Origin of the sequence: Brevibacterium picturae (genome assembly GCF_030453725.1) — a bacterium.
In the GTDB taxonomy this organism is placed as follows: Bacteria; Actinomycetota; Actinomycetes; order Actinomycetales; family Brevibacteriaceae; genus Brevibacterium; species Brevibacterium sandarakinum_A.
The window spans coordinates 1-14,884 of record NZ_JAKDJU010000073.1; the positions used below are offsets into that span (position 1 = coordinate 1).

Consider the following 14,884-nt stretch of genomic DNA (forward strand, 5'->3'; position numbering starts at 1 on the left):
CGTGTCACGGTTGGACGTGTCACCGGTGGGCGTGTCACGGGCTTCGAAACCGCGGATCAGGGCCCCGACATCGAGATCTGGCTGTGCGCGATGCTTCACCTCGGAAGGTGAACGCAGATACGTGGCCGGGTTCTTCGCCTTGGGCGAGAAGAAGTCGTTGGACCCGAGAACGAAGACGCCGGGAACGTCGAGGAGTCCGTCGAAGACGTCGAGGACCTCGGGAACTATGTCGGCCGAGAGGTTGTCCCCTGTGTTGACGACGACGTCCGGTTCCAGCCGTGTCAGCGCCTTCACCCATGTTGCTCTGTGCCTCTGCCACGGGGCCAGATGCAGATCGGAGACGTGCAGCATCTTGATCGGCTGGGCACCCGCCGGCAGGATCGGGAGAGTATGGCGGCGGACAGCGAAGAGGTGCGGCTCGATGACCGCACCCCAGATTCCGGCCGCCGCTGGGACTGCAAGGGCGCCGGCGAATAGTGCACGCTTCTTCATTCCTACAACTCTAGTCGGACTCGGCCGCCTGCCCGAGACAGAGTCGCCGGCGTCTCAGGCCGGGAACGCCACGGGATTCTCGTGTTCGTCGGCGGCGCGGGCCGTCCGGCGGCGGTGGAGGTGCTTCATTCGGCGCTGCCCCACAAGACGGCAGACGAGGTAGATGAGGAAGGAGATCGTGGTGACGAACGGGCTGATCGGCACCACCGGTGAGCCCAGAGCGATGAGAATGCCGCCGACAGAGGCCGTGACGGCGAAGATCACGCTGAGCACGGGAACCCACACGGGTGAAGCCGAGAGCTGGGTCGCCGCCGCGGCCGGGGTGATGAGCAGAGCAAGCACCAGAAGGACGCCCACGACCTGCACACTCAGTGCCACGGCCAGGCCAAGGGTGAGCATGAACACGATCGTCAGCCCGGATACCGGAACCCCCTTGGCACGGGCCACCTCGGGGTCGAGACTGGCGAACATGAGGGGGCGCCAGATCACGGCGAGCACGAGGAGCACGATCAGAGAGCAGACGACGAGCGTGACGATCTGGCTCGGCGTGATGGCGACGATCTGACCGGTCAGGAGCCCGAATTTGCTGGCGGCACGACCGTCGTAGAGGGCAAGGAAGAGTATCGCGAGGCCCAACCCGAAGGGCATGAGCACGCCGATGATGGCGTTCTTCTCCGAAGCTTTGGCTCCGCCGACACCGATGATCAGCGCTGCGATGATCGAGCCGATGATCGACCCGCCCACAACGTCGAAGCCGACGAGCAGGGCGAAGGCGGCGCCGGCGAATGAGAGTTCGGAGACGCCGTGGACGGCGAAGGGAATGTCTCGGGCCATGACGAAGACACTGATGAGGCCGCCGACAACGCCGAGCAGCCCGGCTGCGATGAGTGAGTTGAACAGCAGCGCCACCAGTTCGCCGTAGTCCTCGAAGGTGAACAGAGAGCCGAAGATCTCCTGAGCCGACATCAGATCGCACCCCGTTCCATGCTCATGTCATCCTCGTGGACGTGGTGGTCGAAGCATTCGGCCTCGCCGCCGACCACGATGAGCCGGCCGCCCACCCGGACCACCTCGACCGGGGAACCATAGAGCCTGGTCAGCGATTCGGTGGTCATCACCTCGGCGGGGGTGCCGACAAGGAAGTGACCGCCGACGATGTAGAGGACCCTGTCGACATACGGCAGGATCGGGTTGATCTCATGGGTGACGAAGAGGACGGCGGTGTTGCGCTCGACGCGCTGTTCGTGGAGCAGGGAAGCCACGACCTTCTGATGGTGGATGTCCAGCGACAGCAGCGGCTCGTCGCACAGAAGCACCGAGGGGTCATTGGCCAGGGCCTGGGCGACTCGCAGCCGCTGCAGTTCTCCGCCGGACAGCGTCCCGGCAGGGGCATCAGCGTAGTCGCGGGCGCCGACGGAGTCGAGGAGCTCGTCGACCTGCTGGCGGCGACGCTTCAAGAACCGACCTGGCCCCCAACGGTGCCCGTCGACGCCCATCCGAACCAGATCACGACCGCGCATCGGTGTATGCTGGTCGATTCCGCGCTGCTGCGGGATGTAGCCGATGGCCGAGTTTCCCGCATGGACGCTTCTGCCGCCTACCTGGGCCGATCCCATCGACAGCGAATGCTGACCCAGCAGCACCTTGAGCAGGGAGGTCTTTCCGGTTCCGTTCGGGCCCAGCACCGCCACGAACTCCCCCGGCGCGACGTCGAGATCGAGGTCGTGCCAGAGCACGCGCTCACCGAATCGCAGCTCGGCATCACGCAGACGGATCACCGGAGGATACGTGGTCTGCTCGGGAGAAACGTCGGAATCAGTGGCCATTCTCAGTGTTCATGTCCTTCGAGCGCAGTGGAGATTTCGGTGATGTAATCGCCCATCCAATCCGCATAGTGCGCATCGGCCGGCATTGTCTCGCCGAGGTCGACGACCGGAACGTCGGATTCCTCAGCCGTGGATCTCAGCTGCTCTGCCTGTGGACCTGCCGCCTGAGTATTGTACCCAAGCAGCACAGCATCACCCGACGAGATCTGTTCCTCGGCCTTCTTCAGCACGAGCGGCGGCACGTCATTGCCCTCTTCGACGGCGTCGAGGAACTCGTCCGAGGTGATGTTCTCCAGTCCCATGTCCTCGAACAACCACAGCGGCACGGGCTCCGTCGCCGCAACTGCATCACCCTGATGCTTCTTCTCGGCCGCGTCGATCTGAGCTTGCAGTCCTTGGAGCGTCTTCTTGTATTCGTCGGCGTTGGCTGCGAAGTCATCCTGATGTTCGGGTTCGGCCTCGCCGAGGTGGGTCGCAACCTCATCGACGAGTTTCGTCATCGTGGGGACCGAGTACCAGAGATGTTCGTTGAATTCGCCGTGCTCGTGCGCCTCTTCCCCGGCATGCTCGTGATCGTGGCCCTCTTCGCCATGCTCGTGATCGCCGGCCTCTTCTTCGCCATGCTCATGGACGTGGCCGCCGCCGTTGGCTTCCTCGTCGCCGTGATCGTGAGGTACGTTGCCGACGTCCCCGGAACCGGGCAATCCTGAGATCGAGACAGTATCGATCGTATCGACGTCCACGCCGGAAGCTTCGAGCATCGTCGTCATGAACGAGTCATAGCCACCGCCGTTCTGGACGACCAGATCGGCCTTCGACAGTTTCAGCCGATCCTGAGTCGTCGCCTCATAGGAGTGCGGGTCCTGATTGGGATCGTCGATGACCGCGGTGACCTTTGCGAAGTCGCCTGCCACCTGCGACACGATGTCGGCGTACACATTGGTCGAGGCGACAACCGAGAGCTCGGTGGATCCGGAAGCCTGTCCCCCGCACCCGCTCAGGGCGGCAACAACGGTCAGAGCGACAGCCCCGGACGTGATGCCGAGAAGTGAGGAGCGCATGGTGTGCCTTTCGAAGCGTGAGCGAAGATCGGTGTGTCAACGACGTTCACCCTACTCAGCACGAAGACTCACGACTAATATAAATATTTATATATAGCAACTTGTTTATGCGTCCCCGCAGCGCTCGTCCCCGCAGCGCTCGGCCCTACCGCGCTCGATCCACTCCGATTTCGAAAAAGTCGTCGCCAGCGCCGATGAATTCCGACTCCGCGTTGATCGACGGTTGCAGATGACGGTCCGGCAACGCCGAACCGCCCGAGAGCATGGCTCCCGGGCGGTTCGTCTCAGCTAGGCGATTATTCAGGCCGCCTGTGACTCGACCTTCTTCGCCAGGAGCGCGGCGATCTGCACCGTGTTCAGTGCAGCACCCTTGCGCAGGTTGTCGTTCGTCACGAACAGGACGAGTCCCTTGCCGGCTGGGGCGGACTGGTCGGCGCGGATGCGGCCGACGAAGCTCGAATCCTTGCCTGCCGCCTTCAGCGGGGTGGGCACGTCATCAAGCTCGACGCCCGGAGCCTCGGCAAGCACCTCGGCGGCCTTGGCCGGGGAGATTTCGGAATCGAACTCCGCATGGATGCTCAAGCTGTGACCGGTGAACACGGGAACTCGCACACAGGTGCCAGCAACAAGGAGATCCGGATTGCCGAGAATCTTGCGGCTCTCGTTCCGAAGCTTCTTCTCTTCGTCGGTCTCGAGTTCACCGTCGTCGACGATGGCCCCTGCCATGGGCAGGACGTTGAACGCGATGGGCTCGACGTAGTTGTCCGGCGCGGGGAGTTCCACGGCGCTGCCGTCGCGGGCAAGCTTGCGGGAGTCGGCGACTCCCGCCTCGAGCTGACCGGCGAGCTCCTCGACTCCGCTCAGGCCCGAGCCGGACACCGCCTGGTAGGTGCTGACGATGAGTCGCTTGAGACCAGCGGCGGTGTCGAGTGCCTTGAGGACAGGCATCGCAGCCATCGTGGTGCAGTTCGGGTTGGCGATGATGCCCTTGGCCACGGCATCGAGGGCTTCGGGGTTGACCTCACTGACGACGAGTGGAACCTCGGGGTCTGACCGCCAGGCCGAGGAGTTGTCGACGACGGTGACTCCCGCGGCGGCGAAACGCTCTGCCTGTGCCCGGGACGTGCCCCCACCGGCGGAGAACAACGCGATGTCGAGCCCACTGGGGTCCGCCTCGGCGGCATCTTCGACCGTGATGTCCTGGCCGTTGAATTCGATGACCTTGCCCGCAGACCTCGCCGAGGCGAAGAGCCTCAGGCTGTTGATCTCGAATCCGGGATCATCCGCCAGCAGGTCGAGCATGACCCCGCCCACCTGGCCTGTTGCTCCGACTACTCCGATATTGACGCTCATCGTCCGGTACCTCCGTAAACCACTGCTTCGTCGTCTTCACTGTCGAGTCCGTACGCGGCATGCGCGGCGCGGACGGCGTCGTCGAGAATGTCTGCTCGTGTGACGACGCTGATGCGGATCTCCGATGTGGAGATCATGTCGATGTTGACCTGTGCCTCGCTCAGGGCTTCGAACAGGATGGCGGTCACGCCGGGGTGGGAGCGCATGCCCGCGCCCACAACGGAGAGTTTGCCGATCTGGTCGTCGTAGCGCACATGATCGAAGCCGATCGAGGTCTTCACCGCGTCGAGGGCCTCGAGCGCCTTGGCTCCATCGTCCATCGGCAAGGTGAACGAGATGTCGGTCTTGCCGGGTTCGCGCGTGGAGATGTTCTGCACGATCATGTCGATGTTGATCTCAGTCGCGGCCATGGTGTTGAAGATCGCGGCAGCCTTGCCAGGAACGTCGGGCACGCCGACGATCGTGACCTTGGCCTCCGAGCGATCATGGGCGACTCCGGAAATGATTGCCTGTTCCATGTTGGACTCCGTTTCTGATACCGCTGCCGGGGCGTTTGTCCCCCGTGCCGACCGGAAGGCTTCAGGAATGGGTGAGTCGGTCACCCAGGTGCCTTGATTACGTGAGAATGAGGACCGCACGTGCACGGGCACGTTGTAGCGGCGGGCGTATTCGACGCACCGGAGCATGAGGACCTTGGCGCCCGAGGCCGCCATCTCCATCATCTCCTCGTAGCCGATCTCATCGATCTTGTGTGCCGTCGGCACGATGCGCGGGTCGGCGGTGAATACTCCGTCGACGTCGGTATAGATCTCACACACGTCGGCATCCAGTGCCGCTGCCAGGGCAACCGCGGTCGTATCCGATCCGCCGCGTCCCAAGGTGGTGATGTTCTTCGCTGTCTGGCTGACTCCTTGGAATCCGGCCACGATGGCCACGTAACCCTGATCGAGCGCCGACCGGATGCGGCCTGGCGTGACGTCGATGATGCGGGCCTTGCCGAACTGTTCGTCGGTGATGACGCCCGCTTGAGATCCGGTGAACGACTGTGCTTCCTCGCCGAGGTTGGCAATCGCCATGGCCAGAACCGCCATGGAGATGCGCTCACCTGCAGTGAGAAGCATGTCAAGCTCACGAGCGGGAGGCATGGGAGAAACCTGTTGGGCCAAGTCGATGAGATCGTCGGTGCTGTCCCCCATCGCCGACACCACCACGACTACTTCGTGACCGGCCTGACGATTCTCGACAATTCGCTTGGCCACCCGCTTCACCGATTCCGCATCGGCTACCGAGGACCCGCCAAACTTCTGGACGACTATGCTCACTGCAGTCTCTTCCTTATCGCTGATAAGTTCCGTGCCGGGCGATCGATTCCATGATTCCAAACATGGTGGTCTCGTGCTTGCATCGATCAGGATTTCAGCCGTGTCGGCTCACCGGCACCGTGACCATTGTATGAGGTCAGCCGTTTCACTTCATCTTCGCCCGTCATTCAGACACCGTTGCACCCCTTCGGATCCGCGTACCGGCGGGGCCTGAGATTCGTTCAGATCGACCGGAAATTCAGTCAGATCGAGCGTTGACGGTGAACAGATCGCCCGGCTGGCAGTCGAGCACCTGGCACAGCGCGATGAGGGTGGAGTACCTGACGGCCTTGGCTCTGTTGTTCTTCAGCACCGAGAGGTTTGCCAGGGACACCCCGACGTGCTTGGACAGCTCGGTGAGGCTCAGCCCTCTCTGCGTCAGCAGCGAATCAAGGTGACAGACGACGTGGAGCGAATCGAATTCCTCGACCATCAGACCAGCCCCTCGAGCTCTTCTTGGGCCTTCTGCCCCGACTTGAAGCAGCGACGCAGGAGCTCGATTCCGCCGACGACTCCGAGCAGGAGAAACGCTTGCACGGTCGAGACTCCGGGACCGACGTCATCAGCGATGTCGAGGTCGCGCGAGACCATGTTGCTGCCCAGCACCATGGCACCGAAATACAGCAGCCATCCGACGGCGATGACGCTCTCGAGCACTCCGAGCGCCGTGATGGACCGACCCGTGAACGCATCACCCTTGGCGATGTCCCTGATGACTGGAACGCTCGCGACTGCAGCGACGATGAAGGTGAGGATCAGAGCGATCTTGGCGATGAGGAGAAGGACCATCGTCTCTGTGGCCAGGTCAGGAGTCGACACCGTTATCTGGGTCAGTCCGCTCAGCGTTGCCTCTGCCCCTGGGAAGTCGAGTGTCGCCACAGAGTCGGACTCGAATTCGAGCGGCAGTCGGATCTTCGCATGAACCAGGTCGGTGATCAGCTCGGTCACGGCGTAGATCACGTAGAATCCGATCGCCAGTCCGACCCAGAGTTCGTATCCCGTTCCGAACGCCTTCCGCTTGGCAGCTTCGTCTCCTGACTTCATGCCGCCCTTGAGATTTCCGGCGACAGTGCCTTGGTCTTCAGCCGAACTGCTGTTCTCGTCGGGCTGTTCGCCCCGCCCGCGTGCCTGGGTCATGATTCTGCCTTCCCTCGGCGGCGAATCCTGATGGGGCCCGTTGAACTTCCGACCCCGATGGACCGCTCAATCTACACTGACTTATCGTTATTCGATATATCGATAAACAATATGGTTCACGATAATCGATATGTTGTCAACAGTGCGGAGCAATCTGCCGTCGACAGGCTGACAAGCTGACAGCAGGGAACGGCAGGTGGAGGTGGATCAGTCCATTTCGCGGCGACCGGAGAAGGCACGACCGAGAGTGACTTCGTCCGCATATTCGAGGTCTCCTCCGACGGGCAGTCCCGACGCCAGTCTCGTCACAGTCACTCCCAGGGAGTTGAGCAGCCGCACGAGATAGGTCGCTGTGGCCTCACCCTCGAGGTTGGGGTCGGTCGCGATGACGCATTCCTTGACCTCGCCGTCCTGCAGACGCGACATCAGTTCTTTGATGCGCAGATTGTCGGGGCCGACCCCTGCCATGGGATCGATCGCGCCGCCGAGAACGTGATAGAGGCCCCTGTATTCGCGGGTGCGCTCGATGGCGACGACGTCCTTCGGCTCTTCGACGACGCAGATCATCGACCGATCGCGACGCGGATCCTGACAGACGGTGCACTCAGTTTCCTCAGAGACGTTTCCGCAGATGTCGCAGAAGCGCACTCGCTTCTTCACCTCGGTCAGTGCCTGGGCCAAGGTGCTGACATCGGCGGATTCTGATTGGAGAATATGGAACGCCAGCCGCTGCGCGGACTTCGGGCCGATGCCCGGAAGCTTGCCGAATTCCTCGACCAGGTCCTGCAGGGCACCTTCGTAAACCGCGCTCATACTTCTCTTTCATCAATGATTTCGCCACCGAGGACTCGTGCGATCACGGCCACGCCGATCTGTGGAGCCTCCGAGACGTCGAGATCCGTCTCCGGATCATACTCGTCTTCGTCAGTGCCAGCGTTCTGGGGTTGAGCATCCACGTCAGCGTCAATCGCACCGCCTCCGGACACCGAACCGCCCGCGTTCGGCGGGTACCCGTCTCCGGCAGTCTCTGCAGAAGGCTGCGAGGTGTTGCCTCCGTGCTTCTCGGCAAGAGCAGCGAAACGGGATTTGAAAGGCTTCGCACCCCCGTTCCCCTGCGGGCGAGCGGACTGTGCTGACGGCGCCTGAGGTTGGGACCGCGGAGGTGGCTGCGCCGCAGATTCCGGCATTCCCAAGTCTGCATCCGCGTAGTCACCGAGGACGTCGAGGTCATCGTCCTCCGGCGGAGGCACGACCAGTGCACCGACTTCCACAGCCCCCGAGCCCGCGCTCGTGGACTCGTCGATTGGATCGCTCGGCTCGGTCTCAGCGCCCGGGGGATCACTGTGAGTTGGAGCCGCCTCGCTTGGAGCGTCGTGCCAGGTCGGCTCCTCCCACCGGGGCTGGACATACTCCGTCGGTGCGTCCGGTGCGCCTGATGCGTCCGGTGGGTCAGTTGCGTCCGGTGGGCCTGGTCCGTCAGAGACAGCCTGTGTCGCATGCCCCGACTGTGGATCAGTGTCCGCCTGTGGATCAGTGTCCGCCTGTGGATCGGTGTCCGGCTGCTGATCGGACGCCGCTGCGGAATGGTCGCTGAAGAAGTCATCGTCAGAGAGATCGGGCACGACGACATCCGCGTCAGCCACGCCCTCCCCCGATACCGGTGCTGGAGACGCTGGTGCTTCAACCGCCGGTGCTTCCGACCCCGCTGACTCCTCGGTCACGTGCGAATGATCGGCCGACACAGGTGCGAGATCCGGCGCGGGCGCACGGTCCGACACGGACTGCGCATTCGTAGTGGACCGCTCTCTCGAAGCAGGCTCATCTGCCGGTTCAGCCTGGCTGTTCGGACTGTCGTGGGCGTCGCGGGATGCGTCGAATGATGGCTCGGAATCAGTCGGTGGCTGTGGCGTTTCGTGTACCGCCGGCGGTTCTCCCTCCTCGTCGTCATCGGACCAGGGGCCCTGGGGAGAGCCACCCGGTTCCCAGAATTTCTCGTGATCGACTTGCGGTTTATCGACCTCGCGAGTGCCGACGACGGCGGCCACTTCCTGTGGACTGGGTCGTCTCTGGGAAGGGGCCGGCCCACGGCTGCCGGTGGAGTCGTTCATCACCGGCGCCGATGCACCCTTGCCGCCGGAAGCACTACCGGAGTTGCCACCGGAATTGCCGCCTATGCGCCCGACATCGCCGATGTCGATGCGTGCCTGGATGCCGAGGACATCATTGATCGCCATCGCCAGCTTGGCCGCGTGGTCTCTCTGCTGGAAGCCCTGGACAGAACCGGCGTTGTTGAATCCGAGGTAGACAACCCCGTCGGAGAACGATTGCGGGATCGCATTCGCAGCGATGATCGCCCTGGTCAGGCGGCTGCGTTTCTCGACCGCGGCCAGGATGCTCGGCCACGCCCGTCGAATCGCTTCGATTTCGCCGCCGATATTGCCGGCACCCGCCACAGCGTCACCCTCCGGAGCAGAATCAGCCTCGGAAGCTGTCTTCTGAGACGGCCCGCTCGCCGACTCTCCGTCATGAACCTGCGGCGAAGCAGTCTGCGGCGCAGGCGTCTGCGGCGAAGCAGTCTGTGGCGCAGGCGTCTGTGGCGAGGGAGTCTGCTGCCCTGGAGTCTGGGCATCTCGAGTCCGGGCAGTCTGCTCTTGAGGTTCAGGTTCACTCACACGCTGTTCACGAGGTGCCGCTCCTGAGGGAGCCGTCGACGGTGTGTCCTGCGCTCCACGTCCAGGTGTCTGCTCTTCGGCGGCTCCACTCGCGCTCTGCGGAGTGTCTGCCGACTGCGACGGGTCTTCCTGAGAACGATTCGCAGGTGCCGAGCGTGGCGGTTCGTTGAGCATGGATTCCGCAGCAACGGCCATCTCGGCCAGGTCATCGAAATCGTCACGGGGTGCCCCACTCGGGGTCTGCGCCACCGGCGCCTGCGCAGGCTGCGTCCGTTCCTGCGCCGGCGATGCGGAATCCGTCTGCGCAGCGCTGCCCTGCCCACCCCCTTGCTGAGTGGCCGCGCCCGGCTGAGCGCTTCCGCTCTGTTGAGTGCTTCCGCCCGAGTGGACGGCTCCCTCCTGCTGAGCAGGTGGGATGTTCGCAGCCGTTCCCGATGCGGACATGCCGATTCGGCGTTCCATCCGTTCGACACGACTGAGCACGGCATCGCGACTGCGACCCGAACCGGGCAGCAGGATACGGGCGCAGATCAGCTCGAGCTGCAGCCTCGGCGAGGTTGCTCCCGACATTTCGGTCAGACCCTGGTTGAGAAGGTCCGCCGCACGGGAGAGCTCGCCCTGACCGAAGCCTCTGGCCTGCAGAGTCAATCGTTCGAGGCGGTCCGGAGGAACCTCCGGCAGGAAGGCATGGGCCGCCTCTGGGGCGGCGTTGATGACGATGAGGTCGCGCATACGCTCGAGCAGATCCTCGACGAAGCGGCGCGGGTCCTGCCCGGACTCGATGACGCGTTCGACGGCACGATAGACCCCACCGCCGTCACCGGCCGAGAAAGCATCGACGATGTCGGACAGCAGGGAATCCGGGGTGTAGCCCAACAGTGCGATGGCTCCGGCGTAGTCCACACCGTCGGGCCCCGAACCGGCGATGAGCTGGTCGAGCACTGACAAGGTGTCGCGGACCGAGCCGCCGCCGGCGCGCACGACGAGCGGCAGCACTCCCTTGGCGACCTGCACGCCTTCGCGGCTGCACAGATCGTCCATGTAGTTGCCCAGAGCCTCGGGCGGGACCAGCCTGAATGGGTAGTGGTGGGTCCGTGAACGGATCGTGCCGATGACCTTCTCGGGCTCGGTGGTCGCGAAGATGAACTTGATGTGAGGCGGTGGCTCCTCGACGATCTTGAGCAGGGCGTTGAATCCCTGCGAGGTCACCATATGCGCCTCATCGAGGATGAAGACCTTGTACCGGTCGCGGGCCGGGGCATAGATCGCACGTTCACGCAGGTCACGCGCATCGTCGACGCCGTTGTGGCTGGCCGCGTCGATCTCCACGACGTCGAGGGATCCCGGGCCCCCGTTGGCCAGGTCCTGGCAGCTGGGGCATTCACCACAGGGCACGGGAGTCGGACCCTGCACACAGTTGAGGCATCTCGCCAGGATCCGTGCCGAGGTGGTCTTCCCGCAGCCCCTGGGGCCGGAGAACAGATAGGCATGGTTGATGCGGCCACGTTCGATCGCGGCCTTGAGCGGATCGGTCACATGCTCTTGACCGATGACCTCATCGAAGGTCTCTGGGCGGTATCTTCTGTACAGTGCTGTGGACACATCCTTAGCCTAATGCCAACGGCTGACACGACACACGCGCCCGCTCCTCGTCACCGTCGTGAGCCGCCGTCCGGTGCTGCCCCTCGTGAGCCGCAGTCCATTGTGACCTGAAGTGTGAATCGGGCACGATAGAGACCATGAGCCACTCCACCCCCGATTCCTCTGGCAACGACCCTGCCGAGAACGACCCTGCGACGACCTTCCGCATCGGACACAGAGAACGCGATGAAGCGATCGAAGTCCTGCGCGAGGCCGCCGGCGACGGACGAATCACGGTTGAGGAGCTCGATGAGCGAATGGAGCAGGTCCACGCCGCCCGCTTCCCGATCGACCTCGATGGGGTCCTCTCCGACCTCACCGTCAATCTGCCCTCCGATCGGTTCCGGCCCGGGGTTGCGCTCACACGCTCGAATCCGGCGGGTCAGGACCTCGCAGCGGGTGAGCCGCTCGTCATCAAGGCCGGGTGGGAGAGTGAGGTCCGTCGTGCCAAATGGCAGGTTCCTCCCTACATTCGCTGCGAACCGTCTATGTCGAACATCGAACTGAACTTCCTCGAGGTCGACACCGATCTCGGGGTCATCGATGTCGAAGTCGTCGCGGGCATGGGGTCTGTGGTCGTCGTCGTCCCTGCTGACTGGGCCGTCAACACCGACCGCCTGTCCAAATCCTGGGGTTCGGTGAAGTCGGTGGTCAACGCCGTCCCCGAGGGCCGCAAGCCGACCATTCGAGTCAGCGGCTCCATCGGCATGGGTTCCTTCCGTGCACGATTCGCGAACTTCCTCGACCGGCGTCGAATGGCGAAGTGATGGAACCTGGTCTCGGCGCCGTCATCTTCCTGACCCTGACCATCGTCGTGGTCTTCAGTGCAGGGGCTTTCCTCGTCTACCGGGTCATGAATCGCCCCGGTGCGCACATCGGCTCCCGCCTGCCCAAAACTGATCCCACCGCCGAGGCGGGACCTGAGGACGACCCCGATCCGACGTCCGGACCGCGGCAGGACGAGTAGACACCGATGGGACGAAGACGTCTCCGACATCCTTGAAATCCGTGTCGGCCCATGGTCGACTCGTGTCATGGTCGATGTCCAGATCACACGGATCGAGCCCGACGATGTCGCTGGGCTTTCGCGGTGGCACGCTCTCATGCGTGAGGCCTATACCGCCGACCGCACCGCCGCCTGGTGGCAGAGTCTCGAGTCCACCCTCACTCAGTTCGCCCATCCGCGATCGGACAAGCAGGACATCGCTCTTCTGGCCCACCTCGGCGAGGAGAACATCGGCGGCGCCGAAATCAACATCGTCACCGATGCTCCGGCGGATGTCGAGGTGGCAGTTCTGCCGACCCGCCGGCGCCGAGGATACGGTACGTCGATCGCCGGAGTCGTCGAGGATCTGCTGCGGGGGCAGACCGAGATCGTGCAGACCGAGACCTACTGTCCGGAAGGCATCGTCTTCGCCGAAGCCCAGGGTCTGAGCATCGGCCATCAGGAGGATCGTCTCCTGCTCGACCTGTCGACCTATCTGCGTGACGATGCGAACCGCTACAAGGATCCGGACGCGAAGTCGAGGCTGAGCACAGATCCCGATCCGGCCATGTCCATCACCTCGTGGATCGGCGGCTGCCCGGACGAGGCTGTCGAGGATTGGGCACGGCTGCGCCGGCAGATGGATGAGGACGTCCCCGTCGGCGACCTCACGCGAACTCTCAAGCATATAGGTGCGAGCGCCATCCGCACCCATGAGGAGCGGATGGCGGATCAGGGCTGGATCCTCGTCAGCTCGATCGCCCACGTCGACGATGCCCCTGTCGGCTACACGGAGATCATGGTCTCCGGCCACGAACCCGACATCATCATCCAGGAGGACACCCTGGTTGAGCGCGCATATCGCGGCCGCGGCATCGGTCGCGGACTCAAAGTTGCGAACATGCGTCAGCTCCACGGAATCCCGGAGGTCGCCCAAGCGTCGTGGATCCAGACCTACACGGCCAGGAGCAACGGTCCCATGCACGCACTCAACCAGGATCTCGGTTACTTCACCGCAGACACGATGACCGCACTCGAAGGACGTTTCGACTACAGTTGAGGATGACCGTTCCGGCCACCGAAGCGAAGCAGGCACCCGTGTCCAATATCCTCATCATCGCCCTGGTGTTCATCGTCGTCGTGCTCATCACGGTGATCATCGTCCGCAGGCGCGCGGCGAAGGCCCGCGAAGCTCAAGAGCACCAGGCTCCCGCCCAACCGCGGGACCCCTTCGCCCCGGAGCGAGACACCGGCGGAGACCCAGAGACGATCAAGGCCGGGGACCTGCTCGAATTCGGCAATGAGAAATTCTTCGTCCGCGGCACCCTGCGCATCTCCGAGGGCGGCTACGACTGGGCCGAGCACTTCTTCCAGGCCGACCAGTCCGCCACCCGCCTGTGGCTGACCGTCGAGAAGGACCCCGACCTGCAGGTCTCGCGGTGGAGTGACCGTCCCGAACTCGACATCGAACCGAAGTCCAAGACCATCACGATCGAGGGCACCGAGTACAGACTCGTCGAGCACGGCACCGCCTCCTACCGCGCCGAGGGCACCACGGGACTGAACGAGAAGGGCGGCGTCGACTACGTCGACTACGAGTCCGATGACGGCAAGCTGCTGGCCTTCGAACGCTTCGACCACGGCCGTTGGGAAGTGAGCACCGGCGAGTCGATTCCGGTCGGCTCCTTCACCATCTATTCGGGCAGCTGATGACACTCACTCCCCCAATGACGCAGCCGGTGACCGCCGACGTGGTGTACACCGATACGTCTGCCCAGGCGCTGAGCTTCAGCCTCGACCACGGCCGCATCACCTCCCTGGCGTCGACGATCGTCGAACTGCCGGCGTCGAACGGGCAGGCTAGAACGCGTCTCGAACTCCACGTCGTCGGCTCTTCCCACCAGGTGATCCTGCGCGATCGGGACACTGATGCGTTCATCGAAACCTTCGCCTGCCTCGGCGCGGATGAGCGTCCCGGCTGGGGCACGACCCGCACCACCGACGGAACCTGGTCAGGATTCACTCGGCACCGGTTCCGGTGTGAGCTGACAGACGTCGCAGGCAGCTTCACCGATGCCGCCGCCGAGGTGGTCCGAGCCTCCAGCGCTCACGATCATCATCTCGTCGTCGACTTCCCCGGCGAGCCGGGCGCGCTCACGGCACTGGCGCTGACCCGCAGCGAATCGGAACAGGTCTCCTGGCAGACCTGGCACTGCTATCCGCAGCACCGACAGATCGTGCACAGCCACAGTGAGCTGAGGAGGACTTCATGAGCCACGATCCCAACGTCTCCATGGGCGGAGGCTCCTTCAACTTCGATGCCGAGAACGGGAGAGGCCCCGGCGGCGGGCGCGGT

At 63.7% G+C, this 14,884-nt stretch carries 15 protein-coding genes; 5 read left to right on the forward strand and 10 right to left on the reverse strand.

Features of this window, described 5'->3' with window-relative positions; genetic code table 11:
* The 10 genes from L0G76_RS08950 to L0G76_RS08995 form a co-directional block, all read right to left on the reverse strand.
* Window positions 1–492, reverse strand: a 492-nt coding sequence (locus L0G76_RS08950; RefSeq protein WP_304356932.1) for a metallophosphoesterase, incomplete at its 3' end; no start/stop codon positions are given.
* A gap of 54 nt (window positions 493–546) precedes the next feature.
* Window positions 547–1,458, reverse strand: coding sequence for a metal ABC transporter permease (locus L0G76_RS08955; protein ID WP_304356933.1), 912 nt, complete (start codon window positions 1,456–1,458; stop codon window positions 547–549).
* The gene (locus L0G76_RS08960; protein WP_304356934.1) at window positions 1,458–2,318 is read right to left on the reverse strand and encodes a metal ABC transporter ATP-binding protein; all 861 of its coding nucleotides are present in this window, start codon (window positions 2,316–2,318) and stop codon (window positions 1,458–1,460) included. The genes L0G76_RS08955 and L0G76_RS08960 overlap by 1 nt, the downstream gene beginning before the upstream one ends.
* Window positions 2,319–2,320: 2 nt before the next feature.
* On the reverse strand, window positions 2,321–3,379 hold the full coding sequence (locus L0G76_RS08965; RefSeq protein WP_304356935.1) for a metal ABC transporter solute-binding protein, Zn/Mn family: 1,059 nt from the start codon (window positions 3,377–3,379) through the stop codon (window positions 2,321–2,323).
* Window positions 3,380–3,679: 300 nt separating this feature from the next.
* Entirely contained in the window at window positions 3,680–4,732 is a 1,053-nt protein-coding gene (locus L0G76_RS08970) for an aspartate-semialdehyde dehydrogenase (RefSeq protein WP_304356936.1), read from the reverse strand.
* The gene (locus L0G76_RS08975; protein WP_304356937.1) at window positions 4,729–6,054 is read right to left on the reverse strand and encodes an aspartate kinase; all 1,326 of its coding nucleotides are present in this window, start codon (window positions 6,052–6,054) and stop codon (window positions 4,729–4,731) included. The genes L0G76_RS08970 and L0G76_RS08975 overlap by 4 nt, the downstream gene beginning before the upstream one ends.
* 238 nt (window positions 6,055–6,292) lie before the next feature.
* Complete coding sequence (locus tag L0G76_RS08980; protein WP_369696172.1) at window positions 6,293–6,526, reverse strand: helix-turn-helix domain-containing protein; 234 nt, start codon at window positions 6,524–6,526, stop codon at window positions 6,293–6,295.
* The gene (locus tag L0G76_RS08985) at window positions 6,526–7,230 is read right to left on the reverse strand and encodes a DUF2975 domain-containing protein (protein WP_304356938.1); all 705 of its coding nucleotides are present in this window, start codon (window positions 7,228–7,230) and stop codon (window positions 6,526–6,528) included. Before L0G76_RS08985 ends, L0G76_RS08980 begins: the two co-directional genes overlap by 1 nt.
* 207 nt (window positions 7,231–7,437) lie before the next feature.
* Window positions 7,438–8,043 carry a recombination mediator RecR gene (gene recR / locus L0G76_RS08990; RefSeq protein ID WP_304356939.1) on the reverse strand — a complete coding sequence of 202 codons (606 nt, stop codon included), beginning with the start codon at window positions 8,041–8,043 and terminating at the stop codon, window positions 7,438–7,440.
* Complete coding sequence (locus L0G76_RS08995) at window positions 8,040–11,504, reverse strand: DNA polymerase III subunit gamma and tau (RefSeq protein WP_304356940.1); 3,465 nt, start codon at window positions 11,502–11,504, stop codon at window positions 8,040–8,042. Before L0G76_RS08995 ends, recR begins: the two co-directional genes overlap by 4 nt.
* A 137-nt stretch (window positions 11,505–11,641) precedes the next feature.
* Here L0G76_RS08995 and L0G76_RS09000 point away from each other — a divergent pair, with 137 nt between their 5' ends.
* The 5 genes from L0G76_RS09000 to L0G76_RS09020 all read left to right on the forward strand — a co-directional run bounded on the left by L0G76_RS09000 (window position 11,642) and on the right by L0G76_RS09020 (window position 14,801).
* Window positions 11,642–12,310, forward strand: a complete 669-nt coding sequence (locus tag L0G76_RS09000) for a DUF1707 SHOCT-like domain-containing protein (RefSeq protein WP_304356941.1) — start codon at window positions 11,642–11,644, stop codon at window positions 12,308–12,310.
* On the forward strand, window positions 12,310–12,510 hold the full coding sequence (locus tag L0G76_RS09005) for a hypothetical protein (protein WP_304356942.1): 201 nt from the start codon (window positions 12,310–12,312) through the stop codon (window positions 12,508–12,510). The genes L0G76_RS09000 and L0G76_RS09005 overlap by 1 nt, the downstream gene beginning before the upstream one ends.
* Window positions 12,511–12,577: 67 nt before the next feature.
* Complete coding sequence (locus tag L0G76_RS09010) at window positions 12,578–13,588, forward strand: GNAT family protein (protein WP_304356943.1); 1,011 nt, start codon at window positions 12,578–12,580, stop codon at window positions 13,586–13,588.
* A 2-nt stretch (window positions 13,589–13,590) separates the two neighbouring features.
* A complete protein-coding gene (locus tag L0G76_RS09015) occupies window positions 13,591–14,238 on the forward strand; it encodes a DUF4178 domain-containing protein (RefSeq protein WP_304356944.1) in 648 nt (215 codons plus the stop codon).
* 17 nt (window positions 14,239–14,255) lie between these two features.
* The gene (locus L0G76_RS09020) at window positions 14,256–14,801 is read left to right on the forward strand and encodes a DUF2617 family protein (RefSeq protein WP_304356945.1); all 546 of its coding nucleotides are present in this window, start codon (window positions 14,256–14,258) and stop codon (window positions 14,799–14,801) included.
* Window positions 14,802–14,884: the final 83 nt, after the last annotated feature.

Coding starts and splice junctions, on each gene's coding strand:
- L0G76_RS08955 (WP_304356933.1), bottom strand. CDS start 1,458: ATGTCGGCTCAGGAGATCTTCGGCTCTCTGTTCACCTTCGAGGACTAC.
- L0G76_RS08960 (WP_304356934.1), bottom strand. CDS start 2,318: ATGGCCACTGATTCCGACGTTTCTCCCGAGCAGACCACGTATCCTCCG.
- L0G76_RS08965 (WP_304356935.1), bottom strand. CDS start 3,379: ATGCGCTCCTCACTTCTCGGCATCACGTCCGGGGCTGTCGCTCTGACC.
- L0G76_RS08970 (WP_304356936.1), bottom strand. CDS start 4,732: ATGAGCGTCAATATCGGAGTAGTCGGAGCAACAGGCCAGGTGGGCGGG.
- L0G76_RS08980 (WP_369696172.1), bottom strand. CDS start 6,526: ATGGTCGAGGAATTCGATTCGCTCCACGTCGTCTGTCACCTTGATTCG.
- L0G76_RS08985 (WP_304356938.1), bottom strand. CDS start 7,230: ATGACCCAGGCACGCGGGCGGGGCGAACAGCCCGACGAGAACAGCAGT.
- recR (WP_304356939.1), bottom strand. CDS start 8,043: ATGAGCGCGGTTTACGAAGGTGCCCTGCAGGACCTGGTCGAGGAATTC.
- L0G76_RS09000 (WP_304356941.1), top strand. CDS start 11,642: ATGAGCCACTCCACCCCCGATTCCTCTGGCAACGACCCTGCCGAGAAC.
- L0G76_RS09005 (WP_304356942.1), top strand. CDS start 12,310: ATGGAACCTGGTCTCGGCGCCGTCATCTTCCTGACCCTGACCATCGTC.
- L0G76_RS09010 (WP_304356943.1), top strand. CDS start 12,578: ATGGTCGATGTCCAGATCACACGGATCGAGCCCGACGATGTCGCTGGG.
- L0G76_RS09015 (WP_304356944.1), top strand. CDS start 13,591: ATGACCGTTCCGGCCACCGAAGCGAAGCAGGCACCCGTGTCCAATATC.
- L0G76_RS09020 (WP_304356945.1), top strand. CDS start 14,256: ATGACGCAGCCGGTGACCGCCGACGTGGTGTACACCGATACGTCTGCC.